General features: G+C 62.6%; 20 protein-coding genes and 1 tRNA gene. 2 read left to right on the top strand and 19 right to left on the bottom strand.

The features are described 5' to 3' along the window. The 4 genes from AC04SI_RS30735 to rpsL all read right to left on the bottom strand — a co-directional run. On the bottom strand, nt 1–149 hold a 149-nt coding region (locus AC04SI_RS30735), incomplete at its 3' end, for a GTP-binding protein (protein ID WP_232375805.1). A 66-nt stretch (nt 150–215) separates the two neighbouring features. Next, the gene (gene fusA / locus AC04SI_RS30730; protein ID WP_192179907.1) at nt 216–2,306 is read right to left on the bottom strand and encodes an elongation factor G; all 2,091 of its coding nucleotides are present in this window, start codon (nt 2,304–2,306) and stop codon (nt 216–218) included. 29 nt (nt 2,307–2,335) lie between these two features. Next, nucleotides 2,336–2,806: a 30S ribosomal protein S7 gene (gene rpsG, locus AC04SI_RS30725; protein ID WP_404279381.1), complete on the bottom strand. Its 471-nt coding sequence runs from the start codon at nt 2,804–2,806 to the stop codon at nt 2,336–2,338. 62 nt (nt 2,807–2,868) lie between these two features. After that, nucleotides 2,869–3,240: a 30S ribosomal protein S12 gene (rpsL, locus tag AC04SI_RS30720; RefSeq protein WP_006202128.1), complete on the bottom strand. Its 372-nt coding sequence runs from the start codon at nt 3,238–3,240 to the stop codon at nt 2,869–2,871. 460 nt (nt 3,241–3,700) lie between these two features. Here rpsL and AC04SI_RS30715 point away from each other — a divergent pair, with 460 nt between their 5' ends. Together AC04SI_RS30715 and AC04SI_RS30710 are read left to right on the top strand one after the other, a co-directional pair. Continuing rightward, nucleotides 3,701–3,982 carry a transcriptional regulator gene (locus AC04SI_RS30715; RefSeq protein WP_120015228.1) on the top strand — a complete coding sequence of 94 codons (282 nt, stop codon included), beginning with the start codon at nt 3,701–3,703 and terminating at the stop codon, nt 3,980–3,982. A gap of 110 nt (nt 3,983–4,092) precedes the next feature. Further along, the gene (locus AC04SI_RS30710; protein WP_488475530.1) at nt 4,093–5,028 is read left to right on the top strand and encodes a Gfo/Idh/MocA family protein; all 936 of its coding nucleotides are present in this window, start codon (nt 4,093–4,095) and stop codon (nt 5,026–5,028) included. A 41-nt stretch (nt 5,029–5,069) separates the two neighbouring features. On the opposite strand, the gene AC04SI_RS30705 is transcribed toward AC04SI_RS30710, so the two are convergent. From AC04SI_RS30705 to AC04SI_RS30635, 15 genes are all read right to left on the bottom strand, one after another. Beyond that, nucleotides 5,070–5,738: an O-methyltransferase gene (locus tag AC04SI_RS30705; protein WP_488475529.1), complete on the bottom strand. Its 669-nt coding sequence runs from the start codon at nt 5,736–5,738 to the stop codon at nt 5,070–5,072. 86 nt (nt 5,739–5,824) lie between these two features. Next, on the bottom strand, nt 5,825–10,021 hold the full coding sequence (gene rpoC / locus AC04SI_RS30700; protein WP_192179911.1) for a DNA-directed RNA polymerase subunit beta': 4,197 nt from the start codon (nt 10,019–10,021) through the stop codon (nt 5,825–5,827). 130 nt (nt 10,022–10,151) lie between these two features. Then, nucleotides 10,152–14,288, bottom strand: coding sequence for a DNA-directed RNA polymerase subunit beta (gene rpoB, locus AC04SI_RS30695; protein WP_404279366.1), 4,137 nt, complete (start codon nt 14,286–14,288; stop codon nt 10,152–10,154). Between the two features lie 252 nt (nt 14,289–14,540). Continuing rightward, nucleotides 14,541–14,918, bottom strand: coding sequence for a 50S ribosomal protein L7/L12 (rplL, locus tag AC04SI_RS30690; protein WP_006202136.1), 378 nt, complete (start codon nt 14,916–14,918; stop codon nt 14,541–14,543). Between the two features lie 54 nt (nt 14,919–14,972). Continuing rightward, nucleotides 14,973–15,491: a 50S ribosomal protein L10 gene (gene rplJ, locus AC04SI_RS30685; protein ID WP_192179913.1), complete on the bottom strand. Its 519-nt coding sequence runs from the start codon at nt 15,489–15,491 to the stop codon at nt 14,973–14,975. A gap of 412 nt (nt 15,492–15,903) precedes the next feature. After that, complete coding sequence (gene rplA / locus AC04SI_RS30680) at nt 15,904–16,602, bottom strand: 50S ribosomal protein L1 (protein ID WP_006202139.1); 699 nt, start codon at nt 16,600–16,602, stop codon at nt 15,904–15,906. Between the two features lie 4 nt (nt 16,603–16,606). Continuing rightward, nucleotides 16,607–17,035, bottom strand: coding sequence for a 50S ribosomal protein L11 (rplK, locus tag AC04SI_RS30675; protein WP_006202140.1), 429 nt, complete (start codon nt 17,033–17,035; stop codon nt 16,607–16,609). A gap of 173 nt (nt 17,036–17,208) precedes the next feature. Further along, nucleotides 17,209–17,736 (bottom strand): transcription termination/antitermination protein NusG, encoded by a 528-nt coding sequence (gene nusG / locus AC04SI_RS30670; RefSeq protein WP_006202141.1) that lies wholly within the window; start codon nt 17,734–17,736, stop codon nt 17,209–17,211. 27 nt (nt 17,737–17,763) lie between these two features. Continuing rightward, nucleotides 17,764–17,967, bottom strand: a complete 204-nt coding sequence (gene secE, locus AC04SI_RS30665; protein ID WP_006202142.1) for a preprotein translocase subunit SecE — start codon at nt 17,965–17,967, stop codon at nt 17,764–17,766. A gap of 362 nt (nt 17,968–18,329) precedes the next feature. Continuing rightward, nucleotides 18,330–18,405 (bottom strand) — tRNA-Trp (locus AC04SI_RS30660). Nucleotides 18,406–18,440: 35 nt separating this feature from the next. Beyond that, nucleotides 18,441–18,950 (bottom strand): metal-dependent hydrolase, encoded by a 510-nt coding sequence (locus AC04SI_RS30655; protein ID WP_404279361.1) that lies wholly within the window; start codon nt 18,948–18,950, stop codon nt 18,441–18,443. A gap of 120 nt (nt 18,951–19,070) precedes the next feature. Further along, on the bottom strand, nt 19,071–19,553 hold the full coding sequence (locus tag AC04SI_RS30650) for a group II truncated hemoglobin (RefSeq protein ID WP_404279359.1): 483 nt from the start codon (nt 19,551–19,553) through the stop codon (nt 19,071–19,073). Between the two features lie 91 nt (nt 19,554–19,644). After that, on the bottom strand, nt 19,645–20,307 hold the full coding sequence (locus AC04SI_RS30645) for a COG3904 family protein (RefSeq protein ID WP_488475528.1): 663 nt from the start codon (nt 20,305–20,307) through the stop codon (nt 19,645–19,647). Between the two features lie 7 nt (nt 20,308–20,314). After that, nucleotides 20,315–21,193, bottom strand: a complete 879-nt coding sequence (locus AC04SI_RS30640; protein ID WP_488475527.1) for a COG3904 family protein — start codon at nt 21,191–21,193, stop codon at nt 20,315–20,317. Nucleotides 21,194–21,486: 293 nt separating this feature from the next. Continuing rightward, nucleotides 21,487–22,152, bottom strand: a 666-nt coding sequence (locus tag AC04SI_RS30635) for an EF-Tu C-terminal domain-related protein (protein ID WP_488474959.1), incomplete at its 5' end; no start/stop codon positions are given.

The following is a 22,152-nucleotide window of genomic DNA, read 5'->3' as shown; positions in this document are numbered from 1 at the left end:
TCCGGCGCCGCATCGATCTGGTCATAGCGCTTGTATTCGCCAAAATACTTCGTGATCGCCGCCGTCAGCGACGTCTTGCCATGATCGACGTGGCCGATCGTGCCGATGTTCACATGAGGCTTAGTGCGCTCGAATTTACCTTTTGCCATGTGATGTCTCCATTCCTGCTCGCCCGTGCGGGCCTTGAATTAAGTTACCGCTGCAACTCGTTGGAGTTACGCGTATTTTTTCTGGACTTCCTGGGCGACCGCGGTCGGGACCGGCTCATAGTGGTCGAACTGCATCGTGTAGGCCGCGCGGCCCTGGCTCATCGAGCGCAAATTGTCGACGTACTTGAACATGTTGGCGAGCGGCACCATCGCGTTGATGACCACCGCCACGCCACGCGCTTCCTGGCCCTGGATCTGGCCGCGACGGCCGTTCAGATCGCCAATGACGCTGCCGACGTAGTCTTCAGGCGTCACCACCTCGACCTTCATGATCGGCTCAAGCAACTGCACACCAAGCTTGGGCGCCGCTTCACGGAAGCAGGCACGGCCGGCGATTTCGAAGGCGAGCACCGAGGAGTCGACATCGTGGTAAGCGCCATCGATGAGCGTCGCTTTGACGCCGATCATCGGGAAGCCGGCGAACGGGCCGGACGTCATCACGCTGTTGATGCCCTTTTCGACACCGGGGATGTATTCCTTCGGAACGGCACCGCCGACGATCTTTGATTCGAACTCGAATTCGCTGCTTTCCGGATTCGGCTCGAACAGGAGCTTGACGCGGGCGAACTGGCCGGTACCGCCGGTCTGCTTCTTGTGCGTGTAGTCCTGCTCGTGCTTGCGGGTGATCGTCTCGCGATAGGCCACCTGCGGCGCGCCGACATTGGCCTCGACCTTGAACTCGCGACGCATGCGGTCGACGATGATGTCGAGGTGGAGCTCGCCCATGCCGGAGATGATGGTCTGGCCGCTTTCCTCGTCAGTCTTGACGCGGAAGGACGGATCCTCGGCGGCCAGGCGGTGAAGAGCGAGGCCCATCTTTTCCTGGTCGTTCTTGGTCTTCGGCTCGATGGCGATCTGGATGACCGGATCGGGGAATTCCATGCGCTCGAGGATGACCGGATGCAGCGGATCACTGAGCGTGTCGCCGGTGGTCGTGTCCTTGAGGCCGGCCAGGGCGACGATGTCGCCGGCAAAAGCCTCTTCGACGTCGGCGCGCGAGTTCGCATGCATCTGCAGCATGCGGCCGATGCGCTCCTTCTTGCCCTTGACGGTGTTGTCGAGCGAGACGCCCTTGGTCAGCTTGCCCGAATAGATGCGGGCAAAGGTCAGCGAACCGACGAACGGGTCGTTCATGATCTTGAAGGCGAGCATCGACAGCGGCTCATTGTCGTCGGCGTGACGCTCGATCTCGGCGTCGGTCTTGGCGTCGACACCCTTGATGGCGGGAACATCAGCCGGCGACGGCAGGTATTCGACGACGGCGTCGAGCAGCGGCTGCACGCCCTTGTTCTTGAAGGCCGAGCCGCAGAACATCGGGTAGAACTTGACCGCGATCGTGCCCTTGCGGATCAGCGAGCGGATCTCGTCATTCGACGGCATCTTGCCTTCGAGGTAATTCTCGAGCGCCGTCTCGTCCATTTCGACGGCGGCTTCGATCATCTTCTCGCGGTATTCTTCGGCACGAGCCTTGAGGTCGGCCGGGATCTCGACGACGTCCCAGGCAGCGCCCAGCGTTTCGTCGCGCCAGACCAGTGCGTTCATCTCGACGAGGTCGACGACACCCTTGAACTCGGTCTCGGCGCCGATCGGCAGCTGCATGACGACAGCCTGCGCACCGAGGCGCGAGCCGATCATCTCGACCGAGCGGTAGAAGTCGGCGCCGATCTTGTCCATCTTGTTGCAGAAGATCATGCGCGGAACGCGATACTTGTCGGCCTGGCGCCAGACGGTTTCCGTCTGCGGCTCCACGCCGGCATTGGCGTCGAGCAGCGCGATGGCGCCGTCGAGCACGCGCAGCGAACGTTCGACCTCGATGGTGAAGTCGACGTGGCCGGGGGTGTCGATGATGTTGAAGCGGTACATCTTGCCGTCACGACCCTTCCAGAAGGTCGTGGTCGCGGCGGACGTGATCGTGATGCCGCGTTCCTGCTCCTGCTCCATCCAGTCCATGGTGGCAGCGCCGTCATGGACTTCGCCGATCTTGTGCGACTTGCCCGTGTAATAGAGGACGCGCTCGGTGGTCGTCGTCTTGCCGGCGTCGATATGCGCCATGATACCGAAATTGCGGTAGTCTTCGATTTTGTATTCGCGGGCCATGGGGGGTGCCTCTCAGTCTCGTTCGCGCTTTACCAGCGATAGTGCGCGAAAGCGCGGTTGGCTTCTGCCATCTTATGGGTGTCTTCACGCTTCTTGACGGCGGTGCCGCGGTTGTTGGCCGCGTCCATCAGTTCGCCCGAGAGGCGGTCGATCATGGTCGTCTCGTTGCGGTTGCGGGCAGCCGCGATCAGCCAGCGGATGGCCAGCGCCTGGCGGCGCTCGGGGCGCACATCGACCGGAACCTGGTAGGTGGCACCACCGACGCGACGCGAACGCACTTCCACATGCGGCGCGACATTGTCGAGCGCCTGATGGAAGACGGTGACCGGCTCCTGCTTGGTTTTCGACTGGACCTGGTCGAGCGCGGCGTAGACGATGGTCTCGGCAACCGACTTCTTGCCGTCATACATGACGGCGTTCATGAACTTGGTGACGATCAGATCGCCGAACTTCGGGTCCGGATTGATCTCACGCTTTTCTGCACTGTGACGACGGGACATGGCTGTTGTCTCTCAATCTCAAGGCACGGCGCAGTCAAAAAAAGCGCCGAAGCCGGAAAACCTTACTTCGGACGCTTGGCACCGTATTTCGAACGGCGCTGCTTGCGGTTCTTCACACCCTGCGTGTCGAGCACGCCGCGAATGATATGATAGCGGACGCCCGGAAGGTCCTTCACGCGGCCGCCGCGGATCATGACCACGGAGTGCTCCTGAAGGTTGTGGCCTTCGCCGGGGATGTAGCCGATCACTTCGAAACCATTGGTCAGACGGATCTTGGCCACCTTGCGCAGAGCCGAGTTCGGCTTCTTCGGCGTCGTGGTGTAGACGCGCGTGCAGACGCCCCGCTTCTGCGGGTTCTGCTGCATGGCCGGGACCTTGTTGCGCTTCACCGGCGCCAGGCGCGGCTTGCGGATCAGCTGGTTGACGGTAGGCATTAAACCCTCTTGTCTCTCAATTCCGTGTCTTGCCCGGTCAGGGCCGCTCAAAGCGTCGTTTCCATACGCAAATTCGGGCCACAAACCGCGCCTCGCGGTCCTGCCCGAACAAATTGCAGAGGAAGCGGAAACCGCTTCATGCGCGCCGGAAATGTCTTTTCGCTCGTAAAACGAACCCTGTTTGAGGCAAACTCCAAAGCGTGTCGCTTCGGAAGGGAGAGCCTCACATCGGTTCTGACTGGGCGGCTTCTACTCGCAAGCCCGATGGCCGTCAACCCCGCGCCACCAAATATTGCGGCTTGGCAGCCATGCGAAAAGCGCATGTAATTTTCTTTCGCAATTTTGCAAGGGCGAGGAAGAAAGTGACCGGCTTTTGGCTGTTGTCAGCCCGGCCTTCATGCCAAAAGGCGGCATGGGCAGTGCAAATCCTCGCGCGCCCGGTCTCTAGAGGAATCAGCCCGTGAACGACAATGAGGAGCGCCCGGTCACCATCATCACCGGCCGCGTCTGGAAGAAGAAGGGCGGCAAGCCGGAGGGCGTCCATGTGATGCTGGTCGCGCCCGACGACGATTCGGCAGTGCGCCGCGCGCTCGAATCGCTCGCCGCCGAGGGCTATGCCGAAGCCGAGCTTGACCAGATCGGTGACATGGACGGCATTCCCGACGACGAGCCGCATCTGTCGGCCTATCAGGGCGCGCTCGAAGGCGAAGTATCGATCGTCACCTTCGACGTGGCAATCTGACCGAGAGAATCGGCGGCTCCTTGCCCTCGTCAACGAGCCCGCCTCGCCCGGCTTGCCCGACACCGGTTCTCTGCTAAGAACCAGGCGAAATTCCAATCTGCGGAGTCCCCATGCCTTCGAACAATGGTCCCATCAAGCTCGGCATCGTCGGCGTCGGAAAGATCGTCCGCGACCAGCACCTCCCGGCCCTGGCGAAAGACGGAGAGTATCATCTCGTCGCCGCCGCCAGCCGGCACGGCAAGGTCGACGGCATTCCGAATTTCCATGACATCGAAGCGATGCTCGATGCGGTGCCTGAACTCGAGGCCGTCTCGCTCTGCATGCCGCCGCAATTCCGCTATGACGCCGCGCGCAAGGCGCTGATGGCGAAGAAGCATGTCTTCCTGGAGAAGCCGCCTGGCGCCACGGTCAGCGAGGTCGAGGATCTGAAGACGCTGGCGGCGGCAAACGGCGTCTCGCTGTTCGCCAGCTGGCATTCGCGCTATGCGCCGGCGGTGGAAGCCGCGCGCGCTTTCCTCGCATCGGCCAGCATCAAGTCGGCCGCCATCAACTGGAAGGAAGACGTGCGCCGCTGGCACCCGAACCAGGAATGGATCTGGGCGCCGGGCGGCTTCGGCGTCTTCGATCCCGGCATCAACGCGCTGTCGATCGTGACCCACATCCTGCCGGCAATGTTCATCACCTCTGCCGTCCTCGATTTTCCGGAAAACCGCGCCGCTCCTGTCGCTGCACACGTCACCTTCCGCACCTCGAACGGATTGCCGGTGACGATGGAACTCGACTGGCTCCAGACCGGCCCGCAAAGCTGGGACATACTGGCCGAAACGGACAAGGGCAAAATGGTGCTTTCCGGCGGCGGCTCGAAGCTCGCCATCGACGGCAAGGTCGTTCACGAAGAGCCGGAGGCGGAGTATCCGATGCTCTACAGGCGCTTCGCCGAGATCGTGCGCGCCGGCGTCTCCGACGTCGATCTGGCGCCTCTGCAGCATGTCGCCGACGCCTTCATGCTCGGCAAGCGCAACGTGGTGGAAGCATTCTTCGATTGAGAGCGTCGTCTGCCGTTTTGCGGATCTGGCCCGCTTAGCCGTCAGTCAACGATCGCAATGGCAAAGCCGTCATAGCCCTTGGCGCCGACCGTCTGGATGGCGGTGCCGTCCAGGCGCTTGTCGCCACCGATGAACGAGAACGCAGCACGGGCGCCTTCGACATTGGCGTCGCGGCCGTCCTCATCGAGCACCGCGCCGTCGCGGATGACGTTGTCGCAGACGATGACTGTCCCCGGCCTCGAAAGACGCATGGCCCAGGACAGATAGTTCGGGTTGTTCGGCTTGTCGGCATCGATGAAGATGAGATCGAACGGCCCGGCATTCTCGGCACCCAGTGCCGCAATCGATTGCAGCGCCGGCCCGACCCGCAACTCCACCCTGTCCGACACCCCTGCCCGGTCAAAGTTCGACCGCGCGACACTGGCGTGGTGCGGATCGAGTTCGAGCGTTACGATCCTCCCGTCCGAAGGCAGCCCGCGCGCCATCCAGATCGTCGAGTAGCCGCCCAGCGTGCCGATCTCGAGGATTCTCTTCGCCCCCTGCATGCGCGCCAGCAGCGAGAGCAGCTTGCCTTGCGCCGGAGAGACATCGATGGCCGGCAGGCCCTGATCGTGGTTCGCCGCCAGAACGGAATCAAGGACTGGGTCCGGTTCAAACAGGGAGGCGACGATGTAGTCGTCGACGGCCCTCCAGCTCTTCTTGTTGCTCATCGTTTCTTCTCCGATCGGATGTGGAAACCAAAACGCGAAAAAGGGGCCGCTTGGGCCCCCTTTTCCTTCTTCTCTTCTTTCCGCGCTTACTGCGCGGCGGTGACCATGTCGGTCAGCATCGGCTCGGCGACCTCGACACCCGAGGCCTTGCGGCGCTCGTCGATGATCAGCTCGTCGCGCGAGGTGGCGATGCGCCGGATCTGGCTCATCGTGCCACCGGTGCCAGCCGGGATCAGACGGCCGACGATGACGTTTTCCTTCAGGCCCTGCAGCATGTCGGTCTTGCCGGCAACCGCTGCTTCGGTGAGCACCCTCGTCGTCTCCTGGAAGGAGGCGGCCGAGATGAAGGACGGCGTCTGCAGCGAGGCCTTGGTGATGCCGAGCAGCACTGGCTGGCCTTCGGCGGGCTTCTTGCCGTCCTCGATCAGCCGCTCGTTGACCTCTTCCAGCTCGATCACGTCGACGTGGTCGCCCGGAATGTAGGTCGAGTCGCCCTGCGTGGTGATCTCGACCTTCTGCAGCATCTGGCGAACGATCACCTCGATGTGCTTGTCGTTGATCGACACGCCCTGCAGGCGGTAGACCTCCTGGATCTCGTTGACGAGGTAGGACGCAAGCGCCTCCACGCCCTTGATCGCCAGGATGTCGTGCGGCGCCGGATTGCCGTCGAGGATGTAGTCGCCCTTCTCGATGACGTCGCCGTCCTGGAGATGGAACGGCTTGCCCTTCGGGATCAGGTATTCGACCGGCTCAAGCGTCGAGTCATGCGGCTCGATGATGATGCGGCGCTTGTTCTTGTAGTCGCGGCCGAAGCGGACCGTGCCGTCGATCTCGGCGATGATGGCGTGGTCCTTCGGACGGCGTGCCTCGAACAGTTCGGCAACACGCGGCAGACCGCCGGTGATGTCCTTGGTCTTGGCGCTTTCCATCGGGATACGCGCCAGCACGTCGCCGGGCCGGACATGCGCGCCCGGCTCGACCGAAAGGATCGCCTCGACCGAGAGCAGGAAGCGGGCGTCGCCGCCCTTCGACAGCTTGCCGACCTTGCCCTTGGTGTCATGCACGACGATCGCCGGCTTGAGGTCGTTGCCGCGTGGCGTCGAACGCCAGTCGATGACCTCGCGCTTGGTGATACCGGTCGACTCGTCGGCCGTTTCCTGGACGGAAATGCCGTCGACCAGATCCTCGAACTGCACCTTGCCCTCGATTTCGGTGAGGATCGGGCGGGTATAAGGATCCCACTCGGCGATACGCTGGCCGCGCTTCACCTTGTCGCCATCGTCCACGAAGATGCGCGAACCGTAGGTGACCCGGTGCGTGGCGCGCTCCTTGCCGGCTTCGTCGAGGATCAGCACCGCCATGTTGCGGCCCATGACCATCTGCTGGCCGTCGGAGTTGCGCACCACGTTGCGGTTGCGGATCTCGACCTTGCCCTCATACGAGGCTTCAAGGAACGAGCTGTCCACCACCTGCGCGGTACCGCCCATGTGGAAGGTACGCATGGTGAGCTGGGTGCCCGGCTCGCCGATCGACTGCGCCGCGATGACGCCGACGGCTTCGCCCTGGTTGACCGGGGTGCCGCGGGCAAGATCGCGTCCGTAGCAGACCGCGCAGACGCCGATCCTGACCTCGCAGGTCAGTGCCGAACGGATGCGGACCGACTGCACGCCGGCCTTTTCGATCTGTTCCACGTCACGCTCGTCCATCAGCGTTCCGGCCTTGACCAGAACCTCGCCCGACACCGGATGGTTGATGTCATCGAGCGCCGTACGGCCCAGCACGCGCTGGCCGACAGAAGCGACGACCTGGCCGGCATCGACGATCGGCTGCATGGTGAGGCCCTTGTCGGTGCCGCAGTCGACCGAATTGACGATGCAATCCTGCGCCACGTCGACCAGACGACGGGTGAGGTAACCCGAGTTCGCCGTCTTCAAGGCAGTGTCGGCCAGACCCTTGCGGGCGCCGTGGGTCGAGTTGAAATACTCGAGCACGGTCAGGCCTTCCTTGAAGTTCGAGATGATCGGCGTCTCGATGATTTCACCCGACGGCTTGGCCATCAGGCCGCGCATGCCGGCGAGCTGGCGCATCTGGGTGGGCGAGCCACGCGCACCCGAATGCGACATCATGTAGATCGAGTTCATCGGCTTCTGGCGGCCGTTGTCCTCGAACTCGACCGCCTTGATGCGGGCCATCATCTCGTCGGCGACCTTTTCCGAGCACTTGGCCCAGGCGTCGACGACCTTGTTGTACTTCTCGCCCTGCGTGATCAGGCCGTCATTGTACTGCTGCTCGTATTCCTTGGCCAAAGCCTCGGTGTCGGACACCAGCTTGATCTTGGCGTCCGGGATCAGCATGTCGTCCTTGCCGAACGAGATGCCGGCGCGGCAGGCGTGGCTGAAGCCGAGAGCCATGATGCGGTCGCAGAAAATGACCGTCTCCTTCTGACCGCAATGGCGGTAGACGGTGTCGATCATCTTGGAGATGTTCTTCTTGGTCATTTCCTGGTTGGCGGTCTCGTACGGCACGTTGACGTTCTTCGGCAGCAGTTCGCCGATGATCATGCGGCCAGGCGTGGTGTCGTGGATCTTCGACACGACCTTGCCTTCGGCGTCGACCGTGCGGAAGCGACCCTTGATCTTGGCGTGCAGCGTCACCGCCTTGGTTTCCAGCGCGTGCTGGAGTTCACCCATGTCGGCAAACACCATGCCTTCGCCCGGCTCGTTCTGGTTGACGATCGAGAGATAGTAGAGACCGAGAACCATGTCCTGCGACGGCACGATAATCGGCGCGCCGGAAGCCGGGTGCAGGATGTTGTTGGTCGACATCATCAGCACGCGGGCTTCAAGCTGCGCTTCCAGCGACAGCGGCACGTGGACCGCCATCTGGTCGCCGTCGAAGTCGGCGTTAAAGGCCGTGCAAACCAGCGGATGCAGCTGGATCGCCTTGCCTTCGATCAGGATCGGCTCGAACGCCTGGATGCCGAGGCGGTGCAGCGTCGGCGCACGGTTCAACAGCACCGGATGCTCGCGGATGACCTCATCGAGGATATCCCAGACCTCCGGACGCTCCTTCTCGACCAGCTTCTTGGCCTGCTTGACGGTCGAGGAGAAACCCTTGGCGTCGAGGCGGGCGTAGATGAACGGCTTGAACAGTTCGAGCGCCATCTTCTTCGGCAGGCCGCACTGGTGCAGCTTGAGCTCCGGACCGGTCACGATGACCGAGCGGCCCGAATAGTCGACGCGCTTGCCGAGCAGGTTCTGGCGGAACCGGCCCTGCTTGCCCTTCAGCATGTCGGACAGCGACTTCAGCGGACGCTTGTTGGCGCCGGTGATGACGCGGCCGCGACGGCCGTTGTCGAATAGCGCGTCGACGGCTTCCTGCAGCATGCGCTTTTCATTGCGCACGATGATGCCAGGGGCGCGCAGCTCGATCAGCCGCTTCAGGCGGTTGTTGCGGTTGATGACGCGGCGATAGAGGTCGTTCAAATCGGACGTGGCGAAACGGCCGCCGTCCAGCGGGACGAGCGGGCGCAGGTCCGGCGGGATCACCGGAACCACCTTCATGATCATCCATTCCGGACGGTTACCGGACTCCATGAAGTTCTCGACGACCTTGAGCCGCTTCAGATACTTCTTCTGCTTGAGCTCGGAAGTGGTCGAAGCCAGCTCCGAACGCAGGTCGCCGGCGATCTTCTCCAGGTCCATGCCGGCGAGAAGGTCATGAATGGCCTCGGCTCCGATCATGGCGGTGAACGAATCCTCGCCATACTCGTCGACGGCGATCATGTACTCTTCCTCGCTGAGCAGCTGGTGCTCCTTCAGCGCGGTGAGGCCTGGCTCGGTGACGATGTAGTTCTCGAAGTAGAGGACGCGTTCGATGTCCTTCAGGGTCATGTCGAGCAGCGTGCCGATGCGCGACGGCAGCGACTTCAGGAACCAGATATGGGCGACGGGCGCGGCGAGCTCGATATGGCCCATGCGCTCGCGACGAACGCGCGACAGCGTGACTTCGACGCCGCACTTTTCGCAGATGACGCCCTTGTACTTCATGCGCTTGTACTTGCCGCACAGGCACTCATAGTCCTTGATCGGGCCGAAGATGCGCGCACAGAACAGGCCGTCGCGCTCCGGCTTGAAGGTGCGGTAGTTGATGGTCTCCGGCTTCTTGATCTCGCCGAACGACCAGGACAGAATCTTCTCAGGGCTGGCGAGCGAAATCCGGATGGAATCGAACACCTGCGCCGGCGCCTGGGGATTGAAGAGATTCATGACCTCTTGGTTCATGCCGTTCTCCTTTTCGGGGTCCTCGAAAACCCCTTGCATCTAGCGCGGGCCGAATGCCCGCTGAGTGGTCGGCCCACCGGCCGAAGAATTGGGTAGGCGCGCCGCGGCTTTCCGCGGCACGCCATTTGCCTTACTCGGCCGCGTCGGGCAGCCGGACAGGGTTGTCGTCGAGCTTGGTATTCTCCAGCTCGACATTGAGGCCGAGAGACCGCATTTCCTTGACGAGAACGTTGAAGCTCTCGGGAATGCCGGCCTCGAACGTGTCGTCGCCTCTGACGATCGCCTCGTAGACCTTGGTGCGGCCGGCGACGTCGTCCGACTTCACCGTCAGCATTTCCTGCAGCGTGTAGGCGGCGCCGTACGCTTCGAGCGCCCAGACCTCCATTTCGCCGAAGCGCTGGCCGCCGAACTGCGCCTTGCCGCCCAGCGGCTGCTGGGTGACGAGCGAGTACGGTCCGATCGAACGCGCGTGGATCTTGTCGTCCACCAGGTGGTGAAGCTTGAGCATGTAGATGTAGCCCATCGTCACCTTGCGATCGAACGGCTCGCCGGTGCGTCCGTCATAGAGCTGCGACTGACCGCTGGTGTGCAGGCCCGCCTGCTCCAGCATGACGTTGATGTCGGCCTCATGCGCGCCGTCGAACACCGGCGTCGCGATGGAGACGCCGCGGCGCATCTGCTCGCTGAGGCGAACGACGCTCTCGTCGTCATACTCGCGGACCGGCTCGTTGCGGTCGTTGGCCGGCATGAAGCTTTCGAGCGTCTTGCGCAGCGGCTTGATGTCACCGCCCGCCTTGTACGCGTCGATCAGCTCGCCGATCTTCTTGCCCATGCCAGCGCATGCCCAGCCCAGATGCGTTTCCAGGATCTGGCCGACATTCATGCGGCTCGGCACACCCAGCGGGTTGAGCACGATATCGGCATGCGTGCCGTCCTCGAGGAAAGGCATGTCCTCGACCGGAACGATGCGCGACACGACACCCTTGTTGCCGTGCCGGCCGGCCATCTTGTCGCCGGGCTGCATCTTGCGCTTCACGGCCACGAAGACCTTGACCATCTTCATGACGCCCGGAGGCATTTCGTCGCCGCGCTGCACCTTTTCGACCTTGTCCATGAAGCGCTGCTCAAGCGCCTTCTTGGAATCGTCGTACTGGCCGCGCAGCGCTTCCAGTTCGCTCTGGAGCTTTTCGTTCTCCACCGCGAACTGCCACCACTGCGAACGCGGATACTCGTCGAGCGTATCCTTCGACAGCTTCGAGCCCTTCTTGAAGCCCTTCGGCCCGGCAATCGCATCCTTGCCGACGAGCATGTCGGACAGGCGCGAATAGACGTTGCGGTCGAGGATCGCCTGCTCGTCGTCGCGGTCCTTGGCCAGGCGCTCGATCTCCTCGCGCTCGATCGCCATGGCGCGTTCGTCCTTCTCGACGCCGTGGCGGTTGAAGACGCGAACTTCGACGACGGTGCCGAAGGTGCCCGGAGGCATGCGCATGGAGGTGTCGCGAACGTCCGAGGCCTTTTCGCCGAAGATGGCGCGCAGGAGCTTTTCTTCCGGCGTCATCGGGCTTTCGCCCTTCGGCGTGATCTTGCCGACCAGGATGTCGCCCGGCTGCACTTCCGCGCCGATATAGACGATGCCGGCTTCGTCGAGGTTCTTCAGCGCTTCTTCCGAGACGTTCGGAATGTCGCGCGTGATTTCCTCCGGCCCGAGCTTGGTGTCACGCGCCATGACCTCGAACTCCTCGATGTGGATCGAGGTGAAGACGTCGTCGGCGACGATGCGCTCGGAGAGCAGGATCGAGTCCTCGTAGTTGTAGCCGTTCCACGGCATGAACGCGACCAGCACGTTGCGGCCGAGCGCCAGATCGCCGAGCTCGGTCGAGGGACCGTCAGCGATGATGTCACCCTTGTTGACGCGGTCGCCCATGCGCACCAGCGGACGCTGGTTGATGCAGGTGTTCTGGTTCGAACGCTGGAACTTCATCAGCCGGTAGATGTCGACGCCGGACTTGCCGGGATCGAGATCTTCCGTGGCGCGGATGACGATACGCGTCGCGTCCACCTGGTCGACGATGCCGCCGCGGCGGGCGCCGATGGCGGCGCCCGAGTCACGGGCAACGATCGGCTCCATGCCGGTACCGACGAACGGCGCCTCGGCGCGCACCAGCGGCACGGCCTGACGCTGCATGTTCGAGCCCATCAGCGCGCGGTTGGCGTCGTCGTTCTCGAGGAACGGGATCAGCGCCGCGGCCACCGACACCATCTGCTTCGGCGAGACGTCCATCAGGTCGACGTTTTCGCGCGGCGCCATCATCACTTCGCCGGCGTTACGGCAAATGACGAATTCGTCTACGAAACCGCCATTCTTGTCGAGCTCGGCATTGGCCTGCGCGACATGGTGCTTGGCTTCTTCCATCGCCGACAGATAGACGACCTCATTGGTCAGCTTGCCGCTGACGATCTTGCGGTACGGGCTCTCGATGAAGCCGTACTTGTTGACGCGCGCGAAGGTCGCCAGCGAGTTGATCAGACCGATATTCGGGCCTTCCGGCGTCTCGATCGGGCAGATGCGGCCGTAATGCGTCGGGTGCACGTCGCGCACCTCGAAGCCGGCGCGCTCGCGGGTCAGACCGCCCGGTCCAAGCGCCGAGAGACGGCGCTTGTGGGTGATCTCCGACAGCGGGTTGGTCTGGTCCATGAACTGCGACAGCTGCGAGGAACCGAAGAACTCGCGCACGGCAGCAGCCGCCGGCTTGGCGTTGATCAGATCCTGCGGCATCACCGTGTCGATCTCGATCGAGGACATGCGTTCCTTGATCGCGCGCTCCATGCGCAGCAGGCCGACGCGGTACTGGTTCTCCATCAACTCGCCGACCGAGCGCACGCGGCGGTTGCCGAGATTGTCGATGTCGTCAATCTCGCCCTTGCCGTCGCGCAGTTCGACCAGCGTCTTGACCACGGCCAGGATGTCGTCCTTGCGCAGCACGCGCACGGTGTCCTCGGCCTTGAGCTCGAGGCGCATGTTCATCTTGACGCGGCCGACGGCCGACAGGTCGTAGCGCTCACTGTCGAAGAACAGCGAGTTGAACATGGCTTCGGCGGTCTCGAGCGTCGGTGGCTCGCCGGGGCGCATGACACGATAAATGTCGAACAGCGCGTCCTGGCGGCTCTCGTTCTTGTCGACGTTGAGCGTGTTGCGGATATAGGCGCCGACATTGACGTGGTCGATGTCGAGAACCTGGATCTCATGCTCACCGGTGCCGAGCAGCACCTTCAGCGTCTTGTCGTCGATCTCGTCGCCGGCCTCGAGGAAGATCTCGCCGGTGCCGTAGTTGACGATGTCCTCGGCCAGATAGTTGCCGAGCAGGTCCTCGTCGGTCGCCTTGATCGCCTTGAGACCCTTTTCGCCAAGCGCTCTGGCCTGGCGGGCGGTGATCTTCTTGCCTTGCTCGACGACGATCTCGCCGGTGTCGGCATCGACAAGGTCGCCGACGGCCTTGAGACCACGGAAACGCTCGACGTTGAACGGAATGCGCCAGTGGTCGCCGGCGCGCTTGTAGGTGATCTTGTTGTAGAAGGTCGACAGGATCTCTTCGCCGTCCATGCCGAGCGCCATCAAGAGCGACGTCACCGGGATCTTGCGGCGGCGGTCGATACGGGCGTGCACGACGTCCTTCGAATCGAACTCGATGTCGAGCCACGAACCGCGATAGGGGATGACGCGCGCGGCAAACAGAAGCTTGCCCGACGAGTGCGACTTGCCCTTGTCATGGTCGAAGAAGACGCCCGGCGAACGGTGCATCTGCGAGACGATGACACGTTCGGTGCCGTTGACGATGAAGGTGCCGTTCAAGGTCATGAGCGGCATGTCGCCCATATAGACGTCCTGCTCCTTGATATCCTTGATCGACTTCGCGCCGGTATCCTCGTCGATATCGAACACGATGAGGCGCAGCGTCACCTTCAGCGGCGCGGCATAGGTCAGGTCGCGCTGACGGCATTCGTCAACGTCGAATTTCGGTCCTTCGAACTCGTACTTCACGAACTCCAGCATCGAGGAGCCGGAAAAATCGGAAATCGGGAAGACCGACTTGAAAACAGCCTGCAGTCCCTCGTCCGGACGCCCGCCCTTGGGCTCGTCCACCATCAGGAACTGGTCATAGGATGCCTTTTGAACCTCGATCAGGTTCGGCATCTCCGCAACTTCCGGGATCTTTCCGAAGAACTTGCGTACGCGTCTGCGGCCATTGAAAGTCTGGGTCTGGGCCATCGTCGCTCCTTAGCTCTAAACTCGGGACGAGCCTCGCCGCGGCTCGCCTTGCATTCCGGGCCGCCTTGGCGGCAGCCCCTGTCTGTTGTCCCGCCACCTGTCGGCGGCCGGGCTAGAACGGGAGAAAACCCGTTTCCTGAAGGCCGGTTTCGGCCCTCAGGAAAGAGGTTCTCATACGTCTCGCGTTACGCAGCCTCCCTTCACGCCAAGGGAGTGGCGGACGGCGCGAGGCCGCCCGCCGGTATTCAACGCTTACTTCAGGTCGACCTTGGCGCCGGCTGCTTCCAGCTGGGCCTTGAACTTGTCCGCGTCGGCCTTGGAAACGCCTTCCTTGACCGGCTTCGGAGCCGCCTCGACCAGATCCTTGGCTTCCTTGAGGCCAAGACCGGTGATGGCGCGGACTTCCTTGATGACGTTGATCTTCTGGGCGCCGGCGTCGGTGAGGACGACGTCGAATTCGGTCTTTTCCTCGACCGGAGCAGCAGCGGCGGCAGCACCACCGGCAGCGGCAACCGCAACCGGAGCAGCAGCCGAAACGCCCCACTTTTCTTCCAGAAGCTTCGACAGCTCGGCCGCCTCGAGGACGGTCAGCTTCGAAAGGTCGTCTACGATCTTTGCGAGATCAGCCATTGTTGTATTCCTTCATAAGGTTCGAACGTGTGTTTGTGATAGCGAGGAACGGCCTCATGCCGCCTCGTCCTTCCGGGCGTAAGCGCCGATGACACGCGCGACCGAAGCCGCGGGCGCATTGACGATCTGGGCGATCCGGGTTGCCGGCGTGGCGATCATGCCAACCAGCCTGGCGCGCAGCTCGTCGAGCGACGGAAGTGTGGCGAGTGCCTTCACACCGTCGGCGTTGAGCGAGGTGGTGCCCATTGCGCCGCCGAGAATGATCAACTTGTCATTCCCCTTGGCGAAATCGGACGCGACCTTCGGCGCCGCAATCGGATCCTCCGAATAGGCGATCAGCGTCTGTCCCTTGAACAGGTCGATGATCGATGCGGAGTCCGTGCCCTGAAGAGCGATTTTGGCGAGACGGTTCTTCGCGACTTTGACGGTGCCACCGGCGGCGCGCATTTTCGACCGAAGGTCGTTCATTTGCGCGACGGTGATACCGGCGTAGTGGGCCACGACGACTGAACCAGCGCTTGTAAACGCATCATTCAGGCCCGTGACGAGTTCGCGTTTTTCCGCTCTGTCCACTGCCTATCTCCAGTTGACCCCAATCCTGTTAACGGGAACATTCCCATTCACGAGGACAGGCGTCGGGTTGCCTTTTGCCGGCCGGGCCATCCAGTAACGGATCTCCCGAACGACGCTCGAGGATCCTGCCCCCTTTCGCCACACCAACCGGCAAGCCGGGTGATGCGCAGACAAAAGGCAAACACGGTTCGAACCTTTCATTGGAGCACTTGCTCCGTTGTCGGGTCTTCACCCGTCTCATGCAGGCCCACATGAATTAAGGCCCCCCTTTTCAAACCAAGGCTCGGGCCGCCTGCAATCTCGGACAGGATGTCCGGAAGCCTCTCGACTTCCGGTACCGGGCCGCCAACAGGTCGGAGGCCCGGAATTCTTTTCGGATCAGCTCTTTAGCGGCCGATCAGGATAATTCGTATCAGGACGCTGCAAGCGTCGAGACGTCGAGCTTGAGGCCCGGGCCCATCGTCGAGGTGACCGACACCTTCTTGACGTAGTTGCCCTTGGCACCAGTCGGCTTGGCCTTGGTCACCGCATCGGCGAAGGCCCGCACATTCTCTTCCAGCGCCTTGACGTCGAACGAGACCTTGCCAACACCGGCCTGGACGATGCCGGCCTTCTCGACGCGGAACTCGACCGCACCACCTTTGGATGCCTTGACGGCGGCGGCGACATCGGTGGTCACCGTGCCGACCTTCGGGTTCGGCATCATGCCGCGCGGGCCGAGCACCTTACCGAGACGGCCGACCAGCGGCATCATGTCTGGCGTGGCGATGCAGCGATCGAAGTCGATCGTGCCCTTCTGGACGATCTCGACCAGATCCTCGGCGCCAACGACATCGGCGCCGGCGGCCTTGGCTTCCTCGGCCTTGTCGCCACGTGCGAACACGGCGACGCGGACAGAGCGGCCGGTGCCGTTCGGCAAATTGACCACGCCGCGGACCATCTGGTCGGCATGGCGCGGGTCGACGCCGAGGTTCATCGCGACTTCGATGGTCTCGTCGAACTTCACCGAAGACCGCTCCTTGAGCAGCTTCAGCGCTTCACCGAGCGCATAGGCCTTGTTGGGGTCGATGCCTTCGCGGGTCTTCGATACACGCTTTGCAATCTTTGCCATGATCTCAGCCCACCACTTCCAGGCCCATCGAACGGGCGGAGCCTTCGACCATGCGCATGGCGGCTTCGACGTCGTTCGCGTTAAGGTCCTTCATCTTCTGCTCGGCGATGGCGCGCACCTTGTCGCGGCCGATCGTGCCGGCCTTGACCTTGCCCGGCTCCTTCGAGCCCGACTTGAGGTTCGCGGCCTTCTTCAGGAAGTAGCTCACCGGCGGCGTCTTCATGACGAAGGTGAACGACTTGTCCTGGTAGTAGGTGATGACCACCGGAATCGGCGATCCCTTTTCCATTTCCTGGGTCTGCGCGTTGAACGCCTTGCAGAACTCCATGATGTTGATGCCGCGCTGACCAAGCGCCGGGCCGATCGGGGGCGACGGCGTAGCCGAGCCCGCGGCAACCTGGAGCTTGAGCTGGCCTGCAACTTTCTTAGCCATCTCTCTTCCTGCCTTTTCTCATGCCGGCCCCACTATCGGGGAAACACCGGCGGTTGCAGTCTGGTGGTGCGGTTCCCGCGGCCGGCTAAGCCGCGTTCGCCTCCCACCCGTTCATGGCCGCGCGAGATTCCGCGCCGCCTACCCTGCCGCCATCAGGCGCCAGGGAATTCGGATCAGCCCTTTTCGACCTGTCCGAATTCCAGATCGACGGGCACCGCACGCCCGAAGATCGAAACTTCCACCTTGAGCCGCGCCCGCTCCTCGTCCACTTCCTGGACGAAGCCGTTGAACGACGCGAACGGACCGTCCGACACGCGGATCGCCTCGCCGATCTCGAAAGTGACCGACGGCTTCGGCCGCTCGACGCCTTCCTGCACCTGGTTCAGGATGCGCTGCGCCTCGGTCTCGGTGATCGGCACCGGCTTGGAGTCACCAAGGAATCCGGTGACCTTCGGGGTGTTCTTGACCAGCGAAAACACCGCGTCGGTCAAATTGGCCTTCAACAGCACATAGCCCGGAAAGAACTTGCGCTCGGCATCGACCTTGCGGCCGCGGCGTATCTCGACGACTTTCTCGGTCGGCACCACGATCTGTTCGATATCCGCGGACAGGCCCTTCTGCTTGGCCTTGTTCTCGATGTCCTCGGCGACCTTTTTTTCAAAGTTCGAATAGGCGTGGACGATGTACCAGCGCGCAGTCATTTCACGACTTCTCCGTAATCGCCGGACTTAACGTCCAAGCCCCAGAATCCACTCGATCGCGTAGCCCATGGCCACGTCGGCGGTGAAGAAAAAGATCATCGCGATGACCGCGAACACCAGCACCATCACCGTCGAGATCATCGTTTCGCGCCGCGACGGCCAGGTCACCTTTGCGGTCTCCGCGCGAACCTGCTGGAGGAAGGTGAAAGGATTTGTGGTTTTCGAAGCCATATGCCGCTCTGTCTTCAAGACCCGTTGGCCGGGTCTCCTGGATGATCCCGCAGGCCGGGACATGCCGCCTGGGCTCATGTTGGCGCCGAATCAGCGCAACCATTTCGCCCATGCAAATCGGACGCGTAAAGCCGGCTTCCCAGCTCCACGCGTCGCGTGTCTGTTTCGTCTACATAAAACCGATTCTTGATCCACGCAAGTGGCAAGTGTCCGCTTTATGCCCAAACGCCGCATCGGAACCATCCAGTCGTTCCGTCCCGGCTATGAGCGCCTTATGCCCCAATCGCGCTAATATGGCAAGCCTGCCGCTGGTTTTCAAATGCGGAGGGCTCAAAGACCTCGAATCTGGCCATTTTGGGAAATGGCACGGGCAGCAGGGCTCGAACCTACGACCTGCGGTTTTGGAGACCGCCGCTCTACCAACTGAGCTATGCCCGTATCGCGGGCTGCTATTTCACAAAGCAGACGAGAACTCAAGTGCCGTTTTGAGGCGCGGCTATATCGGGCGACGATCGTCCCAGCACAAGGCTCAACGCCCAAGCGCAGATGAGGATTTCCAGCACGAAAGTCCAATGCAGGACAAAGCTGACGACCCAGTTGCCGTAGGTCGCCGGAACGGTCACGAGTTCGAAGGCATGACGATCGAACGGCATCAGCCACATGATTGGCGATGCCACCGTATCCAGCATCACGTGCAGCATGGCGCCGGCGAAAAAGACGGCGACGGACGCCAGGTGCGGCCAGCCCAGCAGCCTGATGACCGACAGGGCGACTATCCCGCTTGCCAACCAGAACAACGGCCAATGCGTGATGTAGGCGTGGTGGTGCGTGCGTCCGCCGTCGACAAGGTGGAAGTACAGCATATCGATGTCGGGGATGACGCTGCCGATCATCGCGGCGGTCATGAAGCAAGGCGTTTCGCGCCAGCTTTTTGGCGCGAAACGTCCCAGAATGTAGCCAGACGGCAGATGGGCAATCAGCATCGCAAAAAGGTTCCGACGGGTTGCGGACGCATGAATATCCCACCTGTTTGTGGCGTCATTTCCGCAGAAACTTGCAGGATTTCCGCAGCTTCCGGCGGCTCCGATCTCCCGTCGTTCCGCTCAGCCTCCGGCCGGCGGCTTGTACGGCCCGCCGGGCACGCCCCAGCCCCAGGCCGGCATAGGCTCTGTCTGCGGATCGCAGGTCTCGCCGAGGTTGGAATTCATCTTCGCCAGCCGCGACCCCCATTCGACATAGCCCATGAAAGCGGAGCGGAACTCGGGATCGTCCGGCAGGCCGACCTCGTCGGCGGCGTCGGCCAAAAGATTGATCCAGCGGCGGCGCTGCTCTTCGCTCAGATGCTTGCCGAGATGGTGCATCACCATCTCGCGATGACCACCATGCCTTTCGCTGTAGGTCTTCGGCCCGCCGAAAACCTCGCCGATGAAGGCCGCGACATGCGCGGGATGGTCCGGCGACATGTGCTTGAACACCGGGCCGATGACCGGGTCGCGCCCCACTTTGTCGTAGAAGGTCTGCGTCAGTCGGTTCAGCGCCTCCGCGCCGCCGGACCATTCGAACAATGTCGGGACGTCCTTGCTCATATCGATCCTCGCCTCTCGATCGCCGCGGACGATAGCGGAAACATCGAGCACGGCTCAACCTGCCTCGATGGCCAGTTCGGACGCCGTCGCGCTACAGACGGGCGGGCGCGTCGGCCTGGGCGTTGGGCGACGGCACCATGCGGCAGTTGTCAGGTTTCGGCGACGCTTTGCAGATCGTGGCGCCGGTCAGCGCGTCCACCGATTGCGGCCCGGTCGTCAGCCCGACCTTCAGCATCATGCCGGGTTCGAGCTGGCGCTCGACCGAGCGCCGCTCAATCGCTGTGAACAGGCCAGGACCGACGGCCATCTCCTCCAAATAAGTCTTGACCACCTGCTTCTGTCCCATCAGGTGCAGGCTAAGCCGCGCCTGGGGACCGACGAACCGTCTGGCACCGCCGGCAAGCATGAGCGCGCAAGCCGAATCGCACTCCGCGCCGGCATCGATGCTCAGCCCGGCATAGGCGCCGTCATCGGCCGGGCAGTCCGCCTTTGCCGGGTCACAGCCAACGAAATCGGTGCGGGCAACGGCGACGTCGAGCTTCTTTTCATGGATTAGTCGTCCAGCCGCCAGAGCGCTGAACAGGTCGCCTCCCCGTGAGCTGATCACCACAGGCAGCCGCCGGTTGCCAAGCGTGGCGAGCAACTGGCGCAGCTTCTGCGGGGTCTGAGGCGTAATCGCGCCTTCCGCCGAGATCCATTCCGGACAGTCGGGGTTGCAAAGCGGATTGCTGCCGCGAACCACGACAAAGCGCATATCCTGTTCACGCTGCGCGATCTCGGGTTGGGCCGGTGGAACCTCGGCAGGCTCGGACCCGGCCGTCGGGGCCTCGACCGTTGGGAGCGTCGGCGTCGCGGGTTTTGTTCGCCGGTATCTCCCGGCAGTTCGCGGGCAGCGGATTCGCGCTGCATATGGTTCCGGCAGTGAACAGGTCGACGGAATCCAGGCTGGTGACGAGGTTCATCCGAAGCATATTCTCCGGAACCAGCTGGTGGATGCCGCTGGCGGGCGTGTTCTTCATCGTTGTGAGCACGCCCTGGCCGACGCCCATCTCCTTCAGATAGGCCGCCAGCCTCTTCTCGACCGCCTTGCTCATCTCGTAGGTCTTGTAGCTGCCGGCGCTCTTGCGGCTGACGACCTTGGTGCCGATGATCTTCTTCTTGCCCTTCACCACGCGATAGGTGGTCCGGTATTGCAATTTCGTCTTGACGTAGGTGGTCGTGATCTGGTGGACGCCGAGAAAGGCCCATTGCCCTACCACACGGCGGACCCCGCCGGAAAACATCAGCGGACAGGCGGAATTGCAAATGGAGCCGTCGGCATAGGCGGTGCCAAAATAGCGGGCGCCCCTGCCGTCATTTTCGGTGCAGTCCTTCTCATCCGGCAGGCAGCCCTTGAACCGGGTCTTGCCGACGGCGATATCGAGCTTGTTCTTGCGGATCAGCCGGCCAAGCGCCAGCGCCGCATCGACATTCCCGCCGGGAGAATCGACGACAACAGGCAGCTTGCGGCCGCCAAGTTTCTTGAGCGCGCGCCTGAGCAGCGCCGGCGTGCCGGCTTCGATCGTGCCTTCCGCCGAGATCCATTCGGGACAGGTCGGCTCGCAACCCGGCGCATTGCTGCGCACGACGACAAACCGCATCGGCGGGCCAAGATCGGATTCTCTCGCATCAGCCGCTAACGCGGCATGCCCCATGACAAACAGAGACACCAGGCAAACCAGCCCTAGCGACCACCACGCCTGATTGTTCAAACGATGCCCTGGAACCACTTGCCGGCAAGCTCCCCAATGCAACCTATACTAGTTGCGGCAGCGGCGCTTGCAACAGCTTTGAAACGACGTGCAGCCCCTGTTCGGCCGGCTGTGGGCTGGAACCAAAAAGGGCGGCCCGAGGGACCGCCCTTCCTTCTCGATCCGGCGGGTGCCGGCGTCGATTACTCTTTGATGGTGACGACGATGCCGGCACCGACGGTGCGGCCGCCTTCACGGATGGCGAAGCGCAGCTTCTCTTCCATGGCGATCGGCACGATCAGCTCGACATCGACCGTGATGTTGTCGCCAGGCATCACCATCTCGGTGCCTTCCGGCAGCGACACGATGCCGGTCACGTCGGTGGTGCGGAAGTAGAACTGCGGACGGTAGTTGGTGAAGAACGGCGTGTGACGGCCACCTTCGTCCTTGGTCAGGATGTAGGCTTCGGCCACGAACTTCTTGTGCGGCTTCACCGTGCCCGGCTTGGCCAGGACCTGGCCGCGCTCGACGCCTTCACGATCAACGCCGCGCAGCAGCGCGCCGATGTTGTCGCCGGCCTGGCCCTGGTCGAGCAGCTTGCGGAACATTTCGACGCCCGTGCAGGTCGTCTTGGTGGTCGGACGGATGCCGACGATTTCCAGTTCCTCGCCGACCTTGACCACGCCGCGCTCGACGCGGCCGGTCACCACCGTGCCGCGGCCCGAGATCGAGAACACGTCTTCGATCGGCATCAGGAACGGCTTGTCCAGCGGACGAACCGGCGTCGGGATGTAGGCGTCGACCTGAGCCATCAGCTCGCGGATCGCGTCCTCGCCGATCTTCTTGTCGGAATCTTCCAGAGCCGCCAG

It is taken from the genome of Mesorhizobium sp. CNPSo 4689, assembly GCF_057784325.1.
Note: the sequence above shows the minus strand (reverse complement) of the source record. Positions and strands in the feature narration are given on the sequence as shown.